At 55.2% G+C, this 15,818-nt stretch carries 14 protein-coding genes and 2 pseudogenes; 15 read left to right on the top strand and 1 reads right to left on the bottom strand.

All coding sequences use genetic code 11. From position 1 onward, the window contains the following. Positions 1-139: 139 nt before the first annotated feature. Positions 140-445 carry a DUF2288 domain-containing protein gene (locus tag RHM65_RS12095; RefSeq protein ID WP_322185171.1) on the bottom strand — a complete coding sequence of 102 codons (306 nt, stop codon included), beginning with the start codon at positions 443-445 and terminating at the stop codon, positions 140-142. 337 nt (positions 446-782) lie between these two features. On the opposite strand from RHM65_RS12095, the gene RHM65_RS12090 reads away from it, so the two are divergent. The 15 genes and pseudogenes from RHM65_RS12090 to RHM65_RS12025 all read left to right on the top strand — a co-directional run bounded on the left by RHM65_RS12090 (position 783) and on the right by RHM65_RS12025 (position 15,584). Further along, complete coding sequence (locus tag RHM65_RS12090) at positions 783-1,910, top strand: branched-chain amino acid ABC transporter substrate-binding protein (protein WP_322185169.1); 1,128 nt, start codon at positions 783-785, stop codon at positions 1,908-1,910. Between the two features lie 224 nt (positions 1,911-2,134). Next, positions 2,135-3,064 (top strand): high-affinity branched-chain amino acid ABC transporter permease LivH, encoded by a 930-nt coding sequence (livH, locus tag RHM65_RS12085; protein ID WP_322165746.1) that lies wholly within the window; start codon positions 2,135-2,137, stop codon positions 3,062-3,064. After that, positions 3,061-4,329, top strand: a complete 1,269-nt coding sequence (locus tag RHM65_RS12080; RefSeq protein ID WP_322165747.1) for a high-affinity branched-chain amino acid ABC transporter permease LivM — start codon at positions 3,061-3,063, stop codon at positions 4,327-4,329. Before livH ends, RHM65_RS12080 begins: the two co-directional genes overlap by 4 nt. Beyond that, a complete protein-coding gene (livG, locus tag RHM65_RS12075; RefSeq protein ID WP_322165748.1) occupies positions 4,326-5,093 on the top strand; it encodes a high-affinity branched-chain amino acid ABC transporter ATP-binding protein LivG in 768 nt (255 codons plus the stop codon). The genes RHM65_RS12080 and livG overlap by 4 nt, the downstream gene beginning before the upstream one ends. Next, complete coding sequence (locus RHM65_RS12070) at positions 5,094-5,795, top strand: ABC transporter ATP-binding protein (protein WP_322165749.1); 702 nt, start codon at positions 5,094-5,096, stop codon at positions 5,793-5,795. 183 nt (positions 5,796-5,978) lie between these two features. After that, a pseudogene (locus RHM65_RS25330) lies at positions 5,979-6,398 on the top strand (contractile injection system protein, VgrG/Pvc8 family); the annotation flags it as partial. Continuing rightward, a pseudogene (gene tssI, locus RHM65_RS25325) lies at positions 6,381-6,785 on the top strand (type VI secretion system tip protein TssI/VgrG); the annotation flags it as partial. The pseudogenes RHM65_RS25330 and tssI, both read left to right, overlap by 18 nt. An 8-nt stretch (positions 6,786-6,793) precedes the next feature. Then, positions 6,794-7,129 (top strand): DUF4123 domain-containing protein, encoded by a 336-nt coding sequence (locus RHM65_RS12060; RefSeq protein ID WP_322185167.1) that lies wholly within the window; start codon positions 6,794-6,796, stop codon positions 7,127-7,129. 1 nt (position 7,130) lies between these two features. Next, positions 7,131-10,829 carry a hypothetical protein gene (locus tag RHM65_RS12055; protein ID WP_322185165.1) on the top strand — a complete coding sequence of 1,233 codons (3,699 nt, stop codon included), beginning with the start codon at positions 7,131-7,133 and terminating at the stop codon, positions 10,827-10,829. Then, positions 10,826-11,893, top strand: a complete 1,068-nt coding sequence (locus RHM65_RS12050) for a hypothetical protein (protein WP_322185163.1) — start codon at positions 10,826-10,828, stop codon at positions 11,891-11,893. The genes RHM65_RS12055 and RHM65_RS12050 overlap by 4 nt, the downstream gene beginning before the upstream one ends. Beyond that, complete coding sequence (locus RHM65_RS12045) at positions 11,890-12,558, top strand: hypothetical protein (protein WP_322185161.1); 669 nt, start codon at positions 11,890-11,892, stop codon at positions 12,556-12,558. Before RHM65_RS12050 ends, RHM65_RS12045 begins: the two co-directional genes overlap by 4 nt. After that, positions 12,555-13,622, top strand: a complete 1,068-nt coding sequence (locus RHM65_RS12040) for a hypothetical protein (RefSeq protein ID WP_322185159.1) — start codon at positions 12,555-12,557, stop codon at positions 13,620-13,622. Before RHM65_RS12045 ends, RHM65_RS12040 begins: the two co-directional genes overlap by 4 nt. After that, positions 13,619-14,287: a hypothetical protein gene (locus RHM65_RS12035; RefSeq protein ID WP_322185157.1), complete on the top strand. Its 669-nt coding sequence runs from the start codon at positions 13,619-13,621 to the stop codon at positions 14,285-14,287. The genes RHM65_RS12040 and RHM65_RS12035 overlap by 4 nt, the downstream gene beginning before the upstream one ends. Continuing rightward, a complete protein-coding gene (locus RHM65_RS12030; protein WP_322185155.1) occupies positions 14,284-15,351 on the top strand; it encodes a hypothetical protein in 1,068 nt (355 codons plus the stop codon). The genes RHM65_RS12035 and RHM65_RS12030 overlap by 4 nt, the downstream gene beginning before the upstream one ends. Next, the gene (locus tag RHM65_RS12025; RefSeq protein ID WP_322185153.1) at positions 15,348-15,584 is read left to right on the top strand and encodes a hypothetical protein; all 237 of its coding nucleotides are present in this window, start codon (positions 15,348-15,350) and stop codon (positions 15,582-15,584) included. The genes RHM65_RS12030 and RHM65_RS12025 overlap by 4 nt, the downstream gene beginning before the upstream one ends. Positions 15,585-15,818: the final 234 nt, after the last annotated feature.

Raw genomic sequence — 15,818 nt, 5'->3', positions numbered from 1 at the left:
ACCGGGAAAACCGCATACTGAGGCGCAGGAACGGTTTGAAACAGGTGGGTTTTTTCGCTACTGCACTTCGCCATCGTCGTGATGGCGGTTACCGGGCTACCCACCCGCCCGGCTCGCCGCACTTTTTCAGGGCGATAATTCAGACGTGCGCCCTGTCCTGAATCAACACCCAAGGTGCCACCACCACCGTCCAAAGCGGCGGATCGCGCTCTAAAAGATCCAACGCCCTTGATTCGTCTACCTTGCTGACCTGTCCCGTTAAAAGCCACGCGGCGACTTTGTCTGCTTGGTTAACAGCCACGGCTTCTGCGACCTCGATCAAATCCAGAGGCGCCTCGACCCACAACAGGGCACCCCTGGCAAAGAATGGTTGCAATTCATTCCACGTAATAGAAGCCGTCTCGACGAGCAGTTTGGCATAGAGGGTGCTAGGTTCTTTCGTCATGGGTTTCACCAAAGAGAAAATTGGCGCAATCATAGCGCCGCTGTTTCTTCGGACAAACCCAGATTTAAGTGATTGATTGCATGGGAAGTTCAGAATTGCGGGGGTGCGAACTCAATTGTGCGAACGCTGAGCGCAAGAAGTTGGTGCGATTCTGTATCTTTCTGTCGATTAAGCGACATCACCCGGTTTTGCCCCCAGTAGCCCGCTTTTCAAGCGACAAACCGGCGCTCTACACTGTACCGGTACAGTTGCCGGGGGGATGACCGGGCGTTTTTTATCTGGTCCTGCAGCCTTGGCCGCCAGGATTATAAAAATTAAAACAGAAGAGTGGAGCATCATGACTAAGGGTATTAAGCAGGTTTCCAAGCTGTTTGCCGCACTGGTTTTGGCCGGGGTAGCCAGCCATTCGTTCGCAGCTGACACCATCAAAATCGGTATTGCCGGTCCTAAAACTGGCGCAGTCGCTCAATACGGCGACATGCAGTTCAGCGGCGCAAAAATGGCCATTGAGCAAATCAATGCCAAAGGCGGCGTAGACGGCAAGAAACTCGAAGCCGTTGAGTACGACGATGCCTGCGATCCAAAACAAGCCGTAGCGGTCGCTAACAAAGTCGTCAACGACGGCGTGAAGTTCGTGGTCGGTCACCTGTGCTCCAGCTCGACTCAACCGGCGTCTGATATCTACGAAGACGAAGGCATCGTGATGGTCACTCCAGCGGCCACCAGCCCTGAGATCACCGCTCGCGGTTACAAAATGATTTTCCGCACCATCGGTCTGGACAGCGCTCAAGGTCCAACCGCTGCCAACTACATCGCTGACGTGGTTAAACCGAAAGTGGTTGCTGTCATCCATGACAAGCAGCAGTACGGTGAAGGCATCGCTACCGCAGTGAAGAAAACCCTCGAAGGCAAAGGCGTGAAAGTTGCCGTGTTCGAAGGCATCAACGCTGGCGACAAAGACTTCTCTTCGCTGATCGCGAAACTGAAACAAGCCAACGTCGACTTCGTTTACTACGGCGGCTACCACCCGGAACTGGGTCTGATCCTGCGTCAGGCTAAAGAGAAAGGCCTGATCGCTGGTTTCATGGGTCCAGAAGGCGTGGGCAACGCGTCGATCTCGCAGATCGCTCAAGATGCTTCCGAAGGTCTGCTGGTAACACTGCCGAAATCGTTCGACCAAGATCCTTCGAACAAAGCTCTGGTCGCCGCGTTTGCAGCGAAGAAAGAAGACCCAAGTGGCCCGTTCGTGTTCCCGGCTTACGCTGCAGTTGAAGTGATCGCTGATGCCATCACTGCCGCTAAAAGCGAAGACCCTGTGAAAGTAGCCGCCGCTATCCACGCGGGCACGTTCAAGACCCCGACTGGCGACCTGAGCTACGACGCCAAAGGCGACCTGAAAGACTTTAAATTTGTGGTCTACACCTGGCACAAAGACGGCACCAAAACCGAAGCTCCAATGAAATAAGCTTCGAGTTTGTGACTCACCCAAAGCCCACTGCATCCACAGTGGGCTTTGTTTTACGAGGTAAACGGGTCGAGACCTGCGCTACAGCAACTCGTCCCCTCTGAAAATCTTGAAACCGTCACCAGTGCCCCACTGAGCTCACGTCAAACGTGGACGAATACCATGACGCGCGAGCGGCAAACGACTTCACCAGTGGACACTCGTAGGTTTTTAGGAGCGTTGTAATGCCTGAGATAGATTTCTATCACTTTTTTCAACAGCTGATTAACGGTCTGACCGTTGGCAGCACGTACGCCTTGATTGCCATTGGCTACACCATGGTTTACGGCATCATCGGCATGATCAACTTCGCCCACGGCGAGGTGTACATGATCGGTTCGTATGTCGCGTTCATTGCCCTGGCCGGTTTGAGCGCCATGGGCCTGGACAGCTTGCCGCTGCTTATTACTGCCGCTTTCGTCGCAAGCATCGTTGTCACCAGCGCCTATGGTTACGCCATTGAGCGCGTTGCTTACCGCCCTTTGCGCGGCAGCAACCGGCTGATTCCGTTGATCTCGGCCATTGGTATGTCGATCTTTCTACAGAACACGGTGTTGCTCGCCCAGGATTCAAAAGACAAATCGATCCCCAACCTGATTCCAGGAAACTTCGTGTTCGGCACCTCCAGCAGTCATGAGGTGGTGATTTCGTACATGCAGATTCTGATTTTCCTCGTCACCCTGGTTGCCATGCTCGCGCTGACCTGGTTCATCTCCCGCTCTCGCCTGGGCCGCGCCTGCCGCGCCTGCGCTGAAGACATCAAGATGGCCAACCTGCTCGGCATCAACACCAACAACATCATCGCCCTGACCTTCGTGATCGGCGCCGCATTGGCTGCGGTCGCTGCGGTGTTGCTGAGCATGCAATACGGCGTGATCAACCCCAACGCCGGCTTCCTCGTGGGCATCAAGGCGTTCACCGCGGCGGTACTCGGCGGCATCGGCAGTATTCCCGGCGCCATGCTGGGCGGGTTGGTGTTAGGTGTGGCCGAAGCCTTTGGTGCCGACGTGTTCGGCGATCAATACAAAGACGTGGTGTCATTCGCGCTGTTGGTTCTCGTGTTGCTGTTCCGGCCAACCGGCCTGCTTGGCCGTCCGGAGGTTGAAAAAGTATGAGCAAGAATCTCAAATCAGCACTGTTCAGCGCCTTGCTGGTATTGGCCGTTGCCTACCCGATCCTCGGCCTGAAGCTGGAAATTGTCGGTGTCAACCTGACCGTCATTGGTGCAAGCCATGCGATGTTGGCGGCGATCTTTGGTTGTTCCATCGCGATGTTTTTTCGGGTGCTGTTTCAGGACCACATAAACACTGCATGGCGAGCCACCCCGGACTTTCCAAGGGTTCCCGCCAAGACCACCCGTTTTCTGACTCTGCCCTCCACGCAACGCTGGATCGTGCTCGGCCTGGTGCTAGTGGCGCTGGTGTGGCCGTTCTTCGGCTCACGCGGCGCAGTGGACATCGCCACGCTGATCCTGATCTACATCATGCTCGGTCTGGGGCTGAACATCGTGGTTGGCCTGGCCGGGTTGCTCGACCTGGGCTATGTCGGGTTCTACGCCGTCGGTGCTTACAGCTACGCGCTGTTGTCGCATTACTACGGATTGGGTTTCTGGATCTGTCTGCCGATCGCGGGCTTGATGTCGGCGCTGTTCGGCTTCCTGCTCGGCTTCCCGGTGTTGCGTTTGCGCGGTGATTACCTCGCAATCGTGACGTTGGGATTCGGTGAAATCATCCGCTTGCTGCTGCGCAACATGACCGACCTCACGGGCGGCCCGAACGGCATCAGCAACATCCCGAAACCGACCCTGTTCGGCCTGTCGTTCGAACGTGTGGCGGCTGAAGGGTCACAGACGTTTCACGAGTATTTCGGCATTGCCTACAACTCGGTGAACAAGGTCATCTTCCTGTACCTGATTGCGTTGCTGTTGGCGCTGTTGGCCCTGTTCGTCATCAACCGTTTACTGCGCATGCCCATCGGGCGGGCGTGGGAAGCGTTGCGCGAAGACGAAATTGCCTGCCGCGCACTAGGGCTGAACCCGACCATCATCAAGCTTTCGGCATTCACTTTGGGGGCTGCGTTCGCCGGCTTCGCTGGCAGCTTCTTCGCCGCTCGCCAAGGATTGGTGACGCCGGAGTCGTTCACGTTCATCGAGTCGGCCATCATCCTGGCCATCGTTGTGTTGGGTGGCATGGGCTCGCAACTGGGGGTCATCCTCGCTGCGGTGGTGCTGATTCTGATGCCTGAACTGATGCGTGAATTCAGCGAGTACCGCATGTTGATGTTCGGCGCCTTGATGGTGCTGATGATGATCTGGCGACCACAAGGTTTGCTGCCAATGCAACGTCCCGAAATGAAACTGAAAGCGGAGCCGCATTCATGAGCCGTCCGCTTCTGCAAGTCAGCGGCCTGAGCATGCGCTTTGGCGGCTTGTTGGCGGTCAATGGCGTAGGCCTGACCGTTAACGAAAAACAAGTGGTGTCGATGATCGGCCCCAACGGTGCGGGTAAAACCACCGTCTTCAACTGCCTGACCGGTTTCTACAAACCGACCGCAGGCACCATTTTGCTGGACGGCGAACCCATTCAAGGCCTCGCCGGCCACCAAATTGCCCGCAAAGGCGTGGTGCGCACCTTTCAGAACGTACGGCTGTTCAAGGACATGACGGCGGTGGAGAACCTGTTGGTTGCCCAACATCGTCACCTCAACACCAACTTTCTGGCTGGCCTGTTCAAGACGCCGTCGTTTCGCAAGAGCGAGCGCGAGGCGATGGAATATGCCGAGCATTGGCTGGAACAGGTCAATCTTAAAGAGTTCGCCAACCGTCCGGCAGGGACTCTGGCCTACGGCCAGCAACGCCGACTGGAGATCGCTCGTTGCATGATGACGCGCCCGCGCATCCTGATGCTCGACGAGCCGGCAGCCGGTCTGAACCCGCGCGAAACCGAAGACCTCAAAGCCTTGATCGGTGTTTTGCGCAACGAACACAACGCCACCGTGCTGCTGATCGAGCACGACATGAAACTGGTCATGAGCATTTCCGACCACATCGTCGTGATCAACCAAGGCACACCGCTGGCCGATGGCACGCCTGCGCAAATTCGCGACAATCCTGAAGTGATCAAAGCCTACCTGGGGGAAGCGTAAATGCTGCAATTCGAAAACGTTTCCACCTTCTACGGCAAGATCCAGGCGCTGCACTCGGTCAACGTCGACATCCGTCAGGGCGAAATCGTCACCCTGATCGGCGCCAACGGTGCAGGAAAATCTACCCTGCTGATGACCCTGTGCGGTTCACCGCGCGCCCATGCCGGCAGCATTCGCTACATGGGCGAAGAGCTGGTCGGACTGGAGTCGGCACAGATCATGCGTAAAAGCATCGCGGTGGTGCCCGAAGGCCGTCGCGTGTTTGCTCGCCTGACCGTGGAAGAGAACCTGGCCATGGGTGGCTTTTTTACTGAAAAGCACGAATACCACGAGCAAATGGACAAGGTCTTGCACCTGTTCCCGCGTCTCAAGGAGCGCTTCCATCAACGTGGCGGCACCATGTCGGGCGGAGAACAGCAGATGCTCGCCATCGGCCGCGCATTGATGAGCAAACCCAAGCTGCTGCTGCTCGATGAGCCGTCGCTGGGCTTGGCACCCATCATCATTCAGCAGATTTTCGAGATCGTCGAACAACTGCGCCGTGACGGTGTAACCGTGTTCTTGGTGGAGCAAAACGCCAACCAGGCCCTGAAAATCGCTGACCGTGCCTACGTGCTGGAAAACGGCCGGGTGGTGATGCAGGGAACCGGAGAAGAGTTGCTGCACGACCCGAAAGTGCGGGATGCGTACTTGGGTGGTTGAATCGGTGGGGTGTTAAAAAAACGGCCTGAGGGCCGTTTTTTTGTGGCTTTTTTAATCACAGGGAAAATCCGTAGGACGCCTCCTTAGAGCTACGAGAAAAATCCTACATAACCTGTCTAACCCGCCCGATATACATCGCCGACATCGCCTCGCAAAGTTGCCGCATCTTTTCGACACGAAGAAATGCGCATGCCACACGCCGCCGTCCCAACCTTCACGCTGAATGTGAAAGGTGTTGAACCCCGCCATTTTCAAGTATTCGCATTTGATGGCACCGAAGCCGTCAGCACGCCTTACGCCATCACCGTCGAACTGGTGAGTCAGTCGTCTGGTATTGAGCTTTCGGATCTGCTGCACAAGGCGGCTTTTCTCGGTTTTGGCCCGAACGGCGAAGGTATTCATGGGCAGATTCACTCCATCCACAAAAGCGATTCCAACGCCCGGCTGACGCACTACATCGCGGTGCTCAAACCCTCTCTCGCGTACCTGGAACACAGCAGCCACCGCCGCTCGTTCCAGCAGATGAGCGTGCCGGCGATCATTCTTGAAGTGCTCGAAGCACACGGCCTGTTTGACGGCCTGGATGTGCAGTTCAACGGTGACGTGACCCGCACCCCGGAAACCATCCCGTTTCGCCCCGTCTTGCGCCATCCCAAACCGCTGATCCACAGCACCCAAACCGCCAAAGTCACCGGCCCGGAAGGCGAAGAAATCCACTGCGATAAATTCGGCCGGGGGAAGGTCAAGTTTCACTGGGACCGCCGCGAACTCAATGACGACACCACCAGTTGCTGGGTGCGGGTGGCGTCCAGTTGGGCGGGAAACAGTCATGGCGCGGTGACCTTGCCTCGGGTCGGCATGGAAGTGCTGATTTCTTATTCGGAAGGTGACGCGGATCGGCCGATTGTCATGGGCTGTTTGCCCAACAGCCTGAACCCCGTTCCTTACGAGTTACCGGCGAACAAAACCAAAAGCGTGTTCCGCAGCCGGGACCGTGCATGAATATCTGGATGCTGTTGGAACCTAGAAAATCGCTGCTGGCCGAGCTTTTTCAGCACGTCGACCATCCGGAATTTACGCCGCTATTTGCATCGACAGAGATGGCTGCATACGTGGAATTTAGTCCGTTGTTAGTCGCGGACGAGAGTAGACAGGCGCTCTCGCGCTCAGTACGACCGGCGCCTGGTGACTGGCCCGGGCTGATTATCGAAAGCGAACATTCCTGCGAAGCGTTGCTTGCACACTTGCGACACATCCTCATCGTCCGCTTTGAGCAAAGCCGATCACTCAATCAGCCACTTCAATCAACGATTTCCAACGGACAGGAGTCCTGACATGACGCAGAGCACACTGAGCAGCGGCCCTTGCTGCGAAGTCAACAAGCTGATCGTGCAGGTCATCGGCAACGGCCATTCAGATACCCAGCGGTTGGCGTTTTATGAGCACGACAGTTTGAAACGACTGGATGCCCTGACTGATTCGGACCGCCCTGAAACCTTAACCGGCGGGTACTTACTGAACAGCGCCTTGCATGTCTGGGCCTGGTCCAACACCGTCAAACACCGCTTGTGGTTAGATATCGCCAGCGTCGACGGCGCACCGATTCGGGTGCCGCTCCCTGAAGTCTCGATCACCCCGCGTCAGTTCGACGGTCAATGGAATCAGATCGTCCCGGTCGTGCCCTTCGTCGCGCTGCCCGGTGTCAACAGCACCCAGGATAGCGGCACCCCGGTGTTGTGCCGCGCGGGTTTCATCTACGTGTTCCTCAACGGTCGAGTGTGGCGCGAGCTGGAAGTGCGGGTCGACGATGAACGGACCACCTACCACGACGTCGATTTCAATGAATACCGCATGGGAGACGAAATCGAACCCCGTTCACGGCTCGCGACTGGGCAAGCACTGGAAGATATCTGGCTGCCGTCTAGCTGGAATAACCTGCCGGTAGCGCCTCAACTGTGCTTCAGCGAAATCCAATTGTCCGGTCCGCGATTGCGCTGTCTGGAGAACGACTCGGCGCTGCGCAGACAACGCTGCCAAAGCCCGAACCTGCGAAGTTCTCTTGCCACGTTCGAGCGGCTTTTTCACAACAAACCTGATGGCACTGCAATGCTTGAGGCATTTGGTGCACTTGACGCTCACGATAAAGTGCGCCCTCAAGCCGCCGCCGATGCTCACGTCAGTTGGCTAAATTACGACACTCACGCATTTCCAGTCAGCAGGGTCGCGCCACAACGAGCACGCCAGCCAGGTTATGAGTGGCTGCTGGACCAACCGGCCCGTTATCTGTGTGACTTGAGTGGACAGTTTCCGGTTCGGGCGCTGAGCGAAGCGCATGCCCACGTCACCCGCTCTGAGCGCGGCGAGACGGCCTACCAAGCGACGCCCCTCGAAACCGGCGCGTGGGCGCATTGGATAGGAGAACTGTGTACGCCGCAGCTTGGCGACGAGCTCTGGCACGAACAGCCAGAAGTCCCGGACGTGCTGCACCGCGCACGCCAACGCAATCTGTACGGCGTGATGCTGCAAGACCCACATTATCGGCTGCGCCACCTGCACACCCGGGTCAATGATCAACAGAACCTGCTGCAACTTTGCGCCGCCCGCGCCAGCCGCCACGCGCATCACGCCAGTGCCTTGCTGGTGCAACAACTGGTCGTACCAACCACCCTGGGCGGCGGTATCAATCCGCTGCATAAACAACTCAATGCACTGAAGCTTCAAGGTCGGATCGACGTCAATCGGTTCACCGCCAGCGGTGAACGCCAGCAGCTCTGGCGGTCGCTGGAGATGAGCCAGGCACTGCTGAGCGAATGCCTGACAACCCGACGAACCCAACAGACCCTTGCCGATCACCTGAGCTTGGAAGGCTTCGATTATGTAGCCGCGCTGCATTTTGTCAGTCAACTGTTTGCCAGCTTGGCGACCCGGCCCTCTCAGACCGACCCCCTGGCAGTCAATGGTGAGGTCGGCGACGCCGTAACGGGTCTGAGCAAAAGCGGCTCAGACCCCAGCGACGGACAACGGCTAATCCAACACATTGCCAATGATGAGACCCATCCGCTGCATCGGATGTTATGGCCAGCGCTTGAGTCCCAGGATACGGACGCACCCTATGTTCAATCCGCCGTCCCAGACATCAACAGTGGCGATGGGCTGTTTCGGCCCAATGCACTGCTGGCCGCTGTCAGTTGTGAGGTCATTGACCCGAAGCAACTCAATACGCTCGACGCTTATTTACTGGCCGGTTTGGTGGAAAGCGGCAGCCTCAACAACACCCTCACCGGCACCCTAAAAGCAGCGGCCGCCGCGCTGGGAAATCTTTTTGAAAACCTGCAAGGCTCGGTGGATACCGCAGAGCGCGCGGTGCAGGCAGCACGAAATATTCCAATATCGACCACATCCCCAGCCCCAGTAGTAAACCTGACGCAGCAAAAGCGAGCCGTGGCGCAACTGCGCAGCATGCTGCCGGGTGGTTTCGGTGCCCTGCACTTCCTCACCCATCAAGAGGCCAGAAACAAGAATCTGTACATCTTTGGCTTGACCGACCTGCCGGAAATCCCGGAGCGCCTGCGCAGGCCGAGCCTTGACTATCGATCCGCGTCCGACATATCGATGGTTGAACCTCAGCACTATCGCAACGGCGGCGACCTACGCCCCAACACGATCGTCATTGCCATGCCCCGCGAGCATCGGGTTGCCCAGCTAGTTAGTAGCGTGAACCAACGAGTAAATGCGGCGTGGCAGGAGAATATGGCCGAACAAGAAAAGGTCAGGGGCAATGCGATTCAGCAGGCGGTTAAACACCAACAGGCATTGAAGAGCGAGTGGATGTACAAGGCGCTGAACTCCACACCGTTTGCCGCGATGGTGGGGATGTTGGAAGTTTGGAATTTGAGGAATGAGTGGAGCAGTCGGGAACAGACCTTTAAAGAGAAGGGAGGAGTCAGAGCGGGATTAGGTCTTCTCGGCGCCGGAGTTGATTTAACGATAGCGATGGAAGCATTAACCGTAAAACTGGCCGGAAGCCAGTCAATCCTGGCCGCAGCAACCCGCAAGACCCTTTTCTCTATCTCGGATGCGGCTGCAAAAAATGTATTAGGTTCGTTAAGTGAACACTTCATAAAAGAGTTTTCAGCCCGCCTGATTGGTCAAGTAATTGCCGGATCAATCTTTGTCGGCCTCAACCTGTACGACGCTTGGCATGCCTATCAATGGGGAGACGATGCACTGTGGGGCCATCTGCTGATGGCCGCCGGCGGCCTAACCGGTATCGCAGGCACGCTATTGGTCGGGGGGTCCACGCTCTTGGGCTTGGGTCCTCTGGGCTGGATCAGCCTGATTTTAATCAGTATCGGTTTGGGCGTCGTTTACTGGCTCAGTTCTACACCCATTGAAGACTGGCTTAGCGCAGGGCCCTTCGGCCCTAACAGTGACCAAGCGCCCCATCTGCAAGCCCCGGAAAATGCGTTCTACTACTTGGTCAGCCTGTTTGCCAACATCCGAATCACTGTTGAAGCCAACCCGGAATACAGCCTCCCGGCCTGCATCGAGAGCTTTAATCCGGTGCCCATGGATATACGCGCATCCGATACGCGCATCCGAATCGAGAGCAACCTGCCCGGCCTATTGACCGGACTGGGCGACCTCAGCACCAAAGCCTCGTGCGTGCTGCTGAAAGTTCGCCGATCCCGCGTTCGCTTTGATGGGCCGCCTCGCGAAGAAACCCACCTATTTCCCGAGGCCAAGCCTAAGGCGTACCGGCCGAAGCCCGATGGAATGGAAATATTCTTGCAAACACCTTGGGAAACGCTGGTTGAAGTTTCACGCTCAAACGACACCGTATCGGTCCACACAGAATGGCAAGTCCGTGCCCAACTGACACTAAGCGATGGCAGTTCATCCTGGGTATTTCCCGCACCAAGGCCTAAAGACCCAACCCCTTTTGGCTTAGCCCACACCACACCCAACTTCAAAGAAATCGAACAACCGTTCTGGGCAGATGAAACCACCCACAAAGCGCAGGACGACCAATGACTACAAATAATTCGTCCTATTACGCCGCCACCGCATACCGCTCTGATCGTATTCCCAACCAACCACCTTCAGCAGAGCGCTCGTGGATACGGCGCTTTGCTAAATTTCGCCTCCCCTGGGGGCTAACCCAAGAAGTTGCGCTGGATGACTTTCTAATTCGGCGCAAACCCAGCAGCTTGCGATTTCAGGAGGAAATGAACAAAGAGCGTGAAGAAAAGCAAAAGTTGGGCACCTACATTCCGGCTCCATATGAACATGTGGACTTTCATGACAGGCATGATCACGAACGTTTCAGGTTTTCTTTATGGTCAAAACGATCACAGTTTTGGGCATACCTACTAATCTTTGGGAAAGGCTTCTTTTTGTTTCTTTTCCCGTTAAGCGTAATAACATTCATCGCACTTGGACTTTCATTGGACGTATCTTGGATCGATTTTGCTGATGAATTAATCTCAGGACTTTACTCTTGGCTTCTAGGCGTCCCTCTGTTCTGTTGGGCACTCGCTTCAATAGTCATGCGCTATTTCCCTAAACTCTGGGTCAAACCCTCCCGAGGCCCCATCTGGGAAATCAACCGCCGCACTGGCCTTGTCACCCTTTTCGATTACGACAACAACGGCGAGTACAAAAAGAACGGCACCATCGGTGAACTCACCGCGCCGTTTTACGAGTTCGATGCCTACATCGCGACCATCCCGGATCGTCAGGGTTTAGTGACGAACGTGCTGTACATCGCCCATCGCTACCGCAACATCGTGATTAACTTTCGCCCTTTGCTGGCACCCGGTGAAGGTCAGTTCTGCTGCGCGTTATGGGACTTTTTACAAAACTACATGGACACCAGCCGCCCGCTACCGGACTTGCCGCGCTATGAACAATACCGCCATCTCGACCCAACAACAGCTGAATACGACCGCAAAATAGGCCGCAACCCAAGGTTTTGGATCGATATGGACGATGCCGCATTCAAGCAAGCACTCTACGAAATGCGCGGCAAGATCGATCAGATCGACACCTTCCAGCGCCCGAACTTGATGGCGCGGTATGTGGAGTATGTGGATTGAGTCCCTCGAATGCCATGTGGATTAGTGCTTGGCTTAGTGCGGGGCCCTTCGGCCCTAACAGTGACCGAGCGCCCCATCTGCAAGCCCCGGAAAATGCCTTCTACTACTTGGTCAGCCTGTTTGCCAACATCCGAATCACTGTTGAAGCCAACCCGGAATACAGCCTGCCGGCCTGCATCGAGAGCTTTAATCCGGTGCCCATGGATATACGCGCATCCGATACGCGCATCCGAATCGAGAGCAACCTGCCCGGCCTATTGACCGGACTGGGCGACCTCAGCACCAAAGCATCGTGTGCGCTGATGATGGTCCGTCGATTCCAGACTCGCTTTGATGGCTCCCCTCGCGTAGAAACCCAGCTATATCCCGAGACCAAACCTATTACGTATCGGCGGACAATTAACGGCTTAGAAATCTTCATCGTGACACCGTGGGAGAGGTACGCCGAAACAGCTCGCTCTAACGATGCAGTCTCGGCGCATATCGAATGGCAAGTCCGTGCACAATTGACATTAAGCGATGGCGATTCGTCGTGGGTTTTTCCGGCGCCAAAGCCTAAAGACCCGACGCCGTTCAATTCCACCCACGCAGCACCTAACTTCAAGGAAGTTGGACAACTCTACTGGGCTGATGAAACCACCCATAAGGCAAGGGGCGACAAATGAAGTCGCTCAACTCGCCTTACTACGCGGCCACAGCGTATCGAGTAGATTGCATCCCCAAGCAACAACCATCATCTGAGCGTTCGTGGATACGGCGCTTTTCCAAGGTGCGCTTGCCGTGGGGATTAACTCAACAAGTCGCGCCCGATGACTTTTTGACAGAGGCGTCACCTGAGGATCTCCGGCGGGTAGAAAAAGGTTTGCAGGAGAAAAAAGAAAAGTTGGTTTTAGGTACTTATGTACCCGCTCTATATGAGGATGTCGACTTTCATGATCGTCACGATCAGGAGCGCTTTAGGTTCTCTTTGTGGTCTGCGCGGTCACAGTTTTGGATCTACTTACACTCATTTGGAAAGTGGCTTTTCCTTATCGGTCTGATTCCAGGCTTATTCACTCTTTTGGTGGCTATCAAAAAGCTCAAAGGAACATGGATAGAAATAGCTATAGATAGTTTTTATAGCTTCTTCATTTGGTTCTCAGGGATCCCCATTTTCTGCTGGGCAATCGCCGCCCTAGTCATCCGCTACCTCCCCCACCTCTGGGTCAAACCCTCCCGAGGCCCCATCTGGGAAATCAACCGTCGCACCGGCCTTGTCACCCTTTTCGATTACGACAACAACGGCGAATACAAAAAGAACGGCACCATCGGTGAACTCACCGCGCCGTTTTACGAGTTCGATGCCTACATCGCGACCATCCCGGATCGTCAGGGTTTAGTGACGAACGTGCTGTACATCGCCCATCGCTACCGCAACATCGTGATTAACTTTCGCCCTTTGCTGGCACCCGGTGAAGGTCAGTTCTGCTGCGCGTTATGGGACTTTTTACAAAACTACATGGACACCAGCCGCCCGCTACCGGACTTGCCGCGCTATGAACAATACCGCCATCTCGACCCAACAACAGCTGAATACGACCGCAAAATAGGCCGCAACCCAAGGTTTTGGATCGATATGGACGATGCCGCATTCAAGCAAGCACTCTACGAAATGCGCGGCAAGATCGATCAGATCGACACCTTCCAGCGCCCGAACTTGATGGCGCGGTATGTGGAGTATGTGGATTGAGTCCTTCGAATGCCATGTGGATTAGTGCTTGGCTTAGTGCGGGGCCCTTCGGCCCTAACAGTGACCGAGCGCCCCATCTGCAAGCCCCGGAAAATGCCTTCTACTACTTGGTCAGCCTGTTTGCCAACATCCGAATCACTGTTGAAGCCAACCCGGAATACAGCCTGCCGGCCTGCATCGAGAGCTTTAATCCGGTGCCCATGGATATACGCGCATCCGATACGCGCATCCGAATCGAGAGCAACCTGCCCGGCCTATTGACCGGACTGGGCGACCTCAGCACCAAAGCCTCGTGTGCGCTGCTGAAAGTTCGTCGATCCCGCGTTCGCTTAGATGGGCCGCCTCGCGAAGAAACCCACCTATTTCCCGAGGCCAAGCCTAAGGCGTACCGGCCGAAGCCCGATGGAATGGAAATATTCTTGCAAACACCTTGGGAAACGCTGGTTGAAGTTTCACGCTCAAACGACACCGTGTCGGTTCACACACAATGGCAAGTCCGTGCCCAACTGACACTAAGCGATGGCACTTCATCCTGGGTATTTCCCGCACCAAAGCCCAAAGACCCAACCCCTTTCGGCGCAGCCCACGCCGCACCCAACTTCAAAGAAATCGAACAACCGTTCTGGGCAGATGAAACCACCCATAAAGCGCAGGACGACCAATGACTGCAAATAATTCGTCCTATTACGCCGCCACCGCATACCGCTCTGATCGGATGCCCAAACAACCACCTTCAGCAGAACGCTCGTGGATACGGCGCTTTGCTAAATTTCGCCTCCCTTGGGGGCTAACCCAAGAGGTTGCGCTGGACGACTTTTTGAGCGAAGCAGCACCGGTAAAGTTACGTCGAGTGGAAAAAGCCGAGCAAGTAAAGAAGGAAAAATTAGCCTTAGGTACTTACGTGCCGGCTCCTTACGAGCATGTGGACTTTCATGACCGACACGATCATGTAAGTTTCAGGTTTTCGCTATGGTCAACACGATCACAGTTTTGGGCATACCTACTAATTTTTGGAAAAGGCTTCTTTTTGTTTCTTTTCCCGTTAAGCGTAATAACATTCATCGCACTTGGACTTTCATTGGACGTATCTTGGATCGATTTTGCTGATGAATTAATCTCAGGACTTTACTCTTGGCTTCTAGGCGTCCCTCTTTTCTGCTGGGCACTCGCTTCAATAGTCATGCGCTATCTCCCTAAACTCTGGGTCAAACCCTCCCGAGGCCCCATCTGGGAAATCAACCGCCGCACCGGTCTCGTCACCCTCTTCGATTACGACAACAACGGCGAATACAAAAAGAACGGCACCATCGGTGAACTCACCGCGCCGTTTTACGAGTTCGACGCTTACATCGCGACCATCCCTGACCGCCAAGGTTTGTCGATGAATGTGCTGTACATCGCCCACCGCTACCGCGATATCGTCATCAACTTCCGGCCCTTATTCGCTCCCGGTGAAGGCCAGCTGTGCTGCGCCCTGTGGGATTTCCTGCAGAACTACATGGACACCAGCCGTCCACTTCCAGACCTGCCGCGCTATGAGCAGTACCGACATCTCGACCCAACAACGGCTGAATACGACCGAAAAACCCGCCGCAATCCAAGGTTCTGGATCGATATGGACGATGCTACCTTCGAGCAAGAACTCTACGCCATGCGCGGCAAGATCGATCAAATCGACACCTTCCAGCGCCCGAACCTGATGGCGCGGTATGTGGAGTATGTGGATTGAATACCCCAAATTTGATAACACCTTATTACGCGGCTACTGCATACCGATCAGACCGTATTTCCAAGCAAAAACCCTCTGCTGAGCGCTCATGGATACGGCGCTTTTCCAAGGTGCGCTTGCCGTGGGGATTTACCCAGGAAGTTGCTCTGGATGACTTTTTGATAGAAGCGTCACCTGAAGAGCTTCGAAGGGTAGAAAAAGGCCTGCAGGAAAGAAAGGAGAGTTGGCTTTAGGTACTTATGTACCAGCGCCATACGAGCACGTGGACTTCCATGATAGGCACGATCAAGAACGCTTCAGGTTTTCGTTATGGTCTAAACGATCACACTTTTGGATATATTTAACCGGAGGAGGTCGGGCGCTATTTTATCTAGCATTAGTAGTATCTGTTATGACTTATTTCATGGCGCTATATGCAAGCAGTGATACATGGCAGCAAATAACGAAAGATGGCACTCCAATATTTT

Origin of the sequence: Pseudomonas sp. CCI4.2, assembly GCF_034350045.1 — a bacterium.
Lineage (GTDB): Bacteria > Pseudomonadota > Gammaproteobacteria > Pseudomonadales > Pseudomonadaceae > Aquipseudomonas.
Note: the sequence above shows the minus strand (reverse complement) of the source record. Positions and strands in the feature narration are given on the sequence as shown.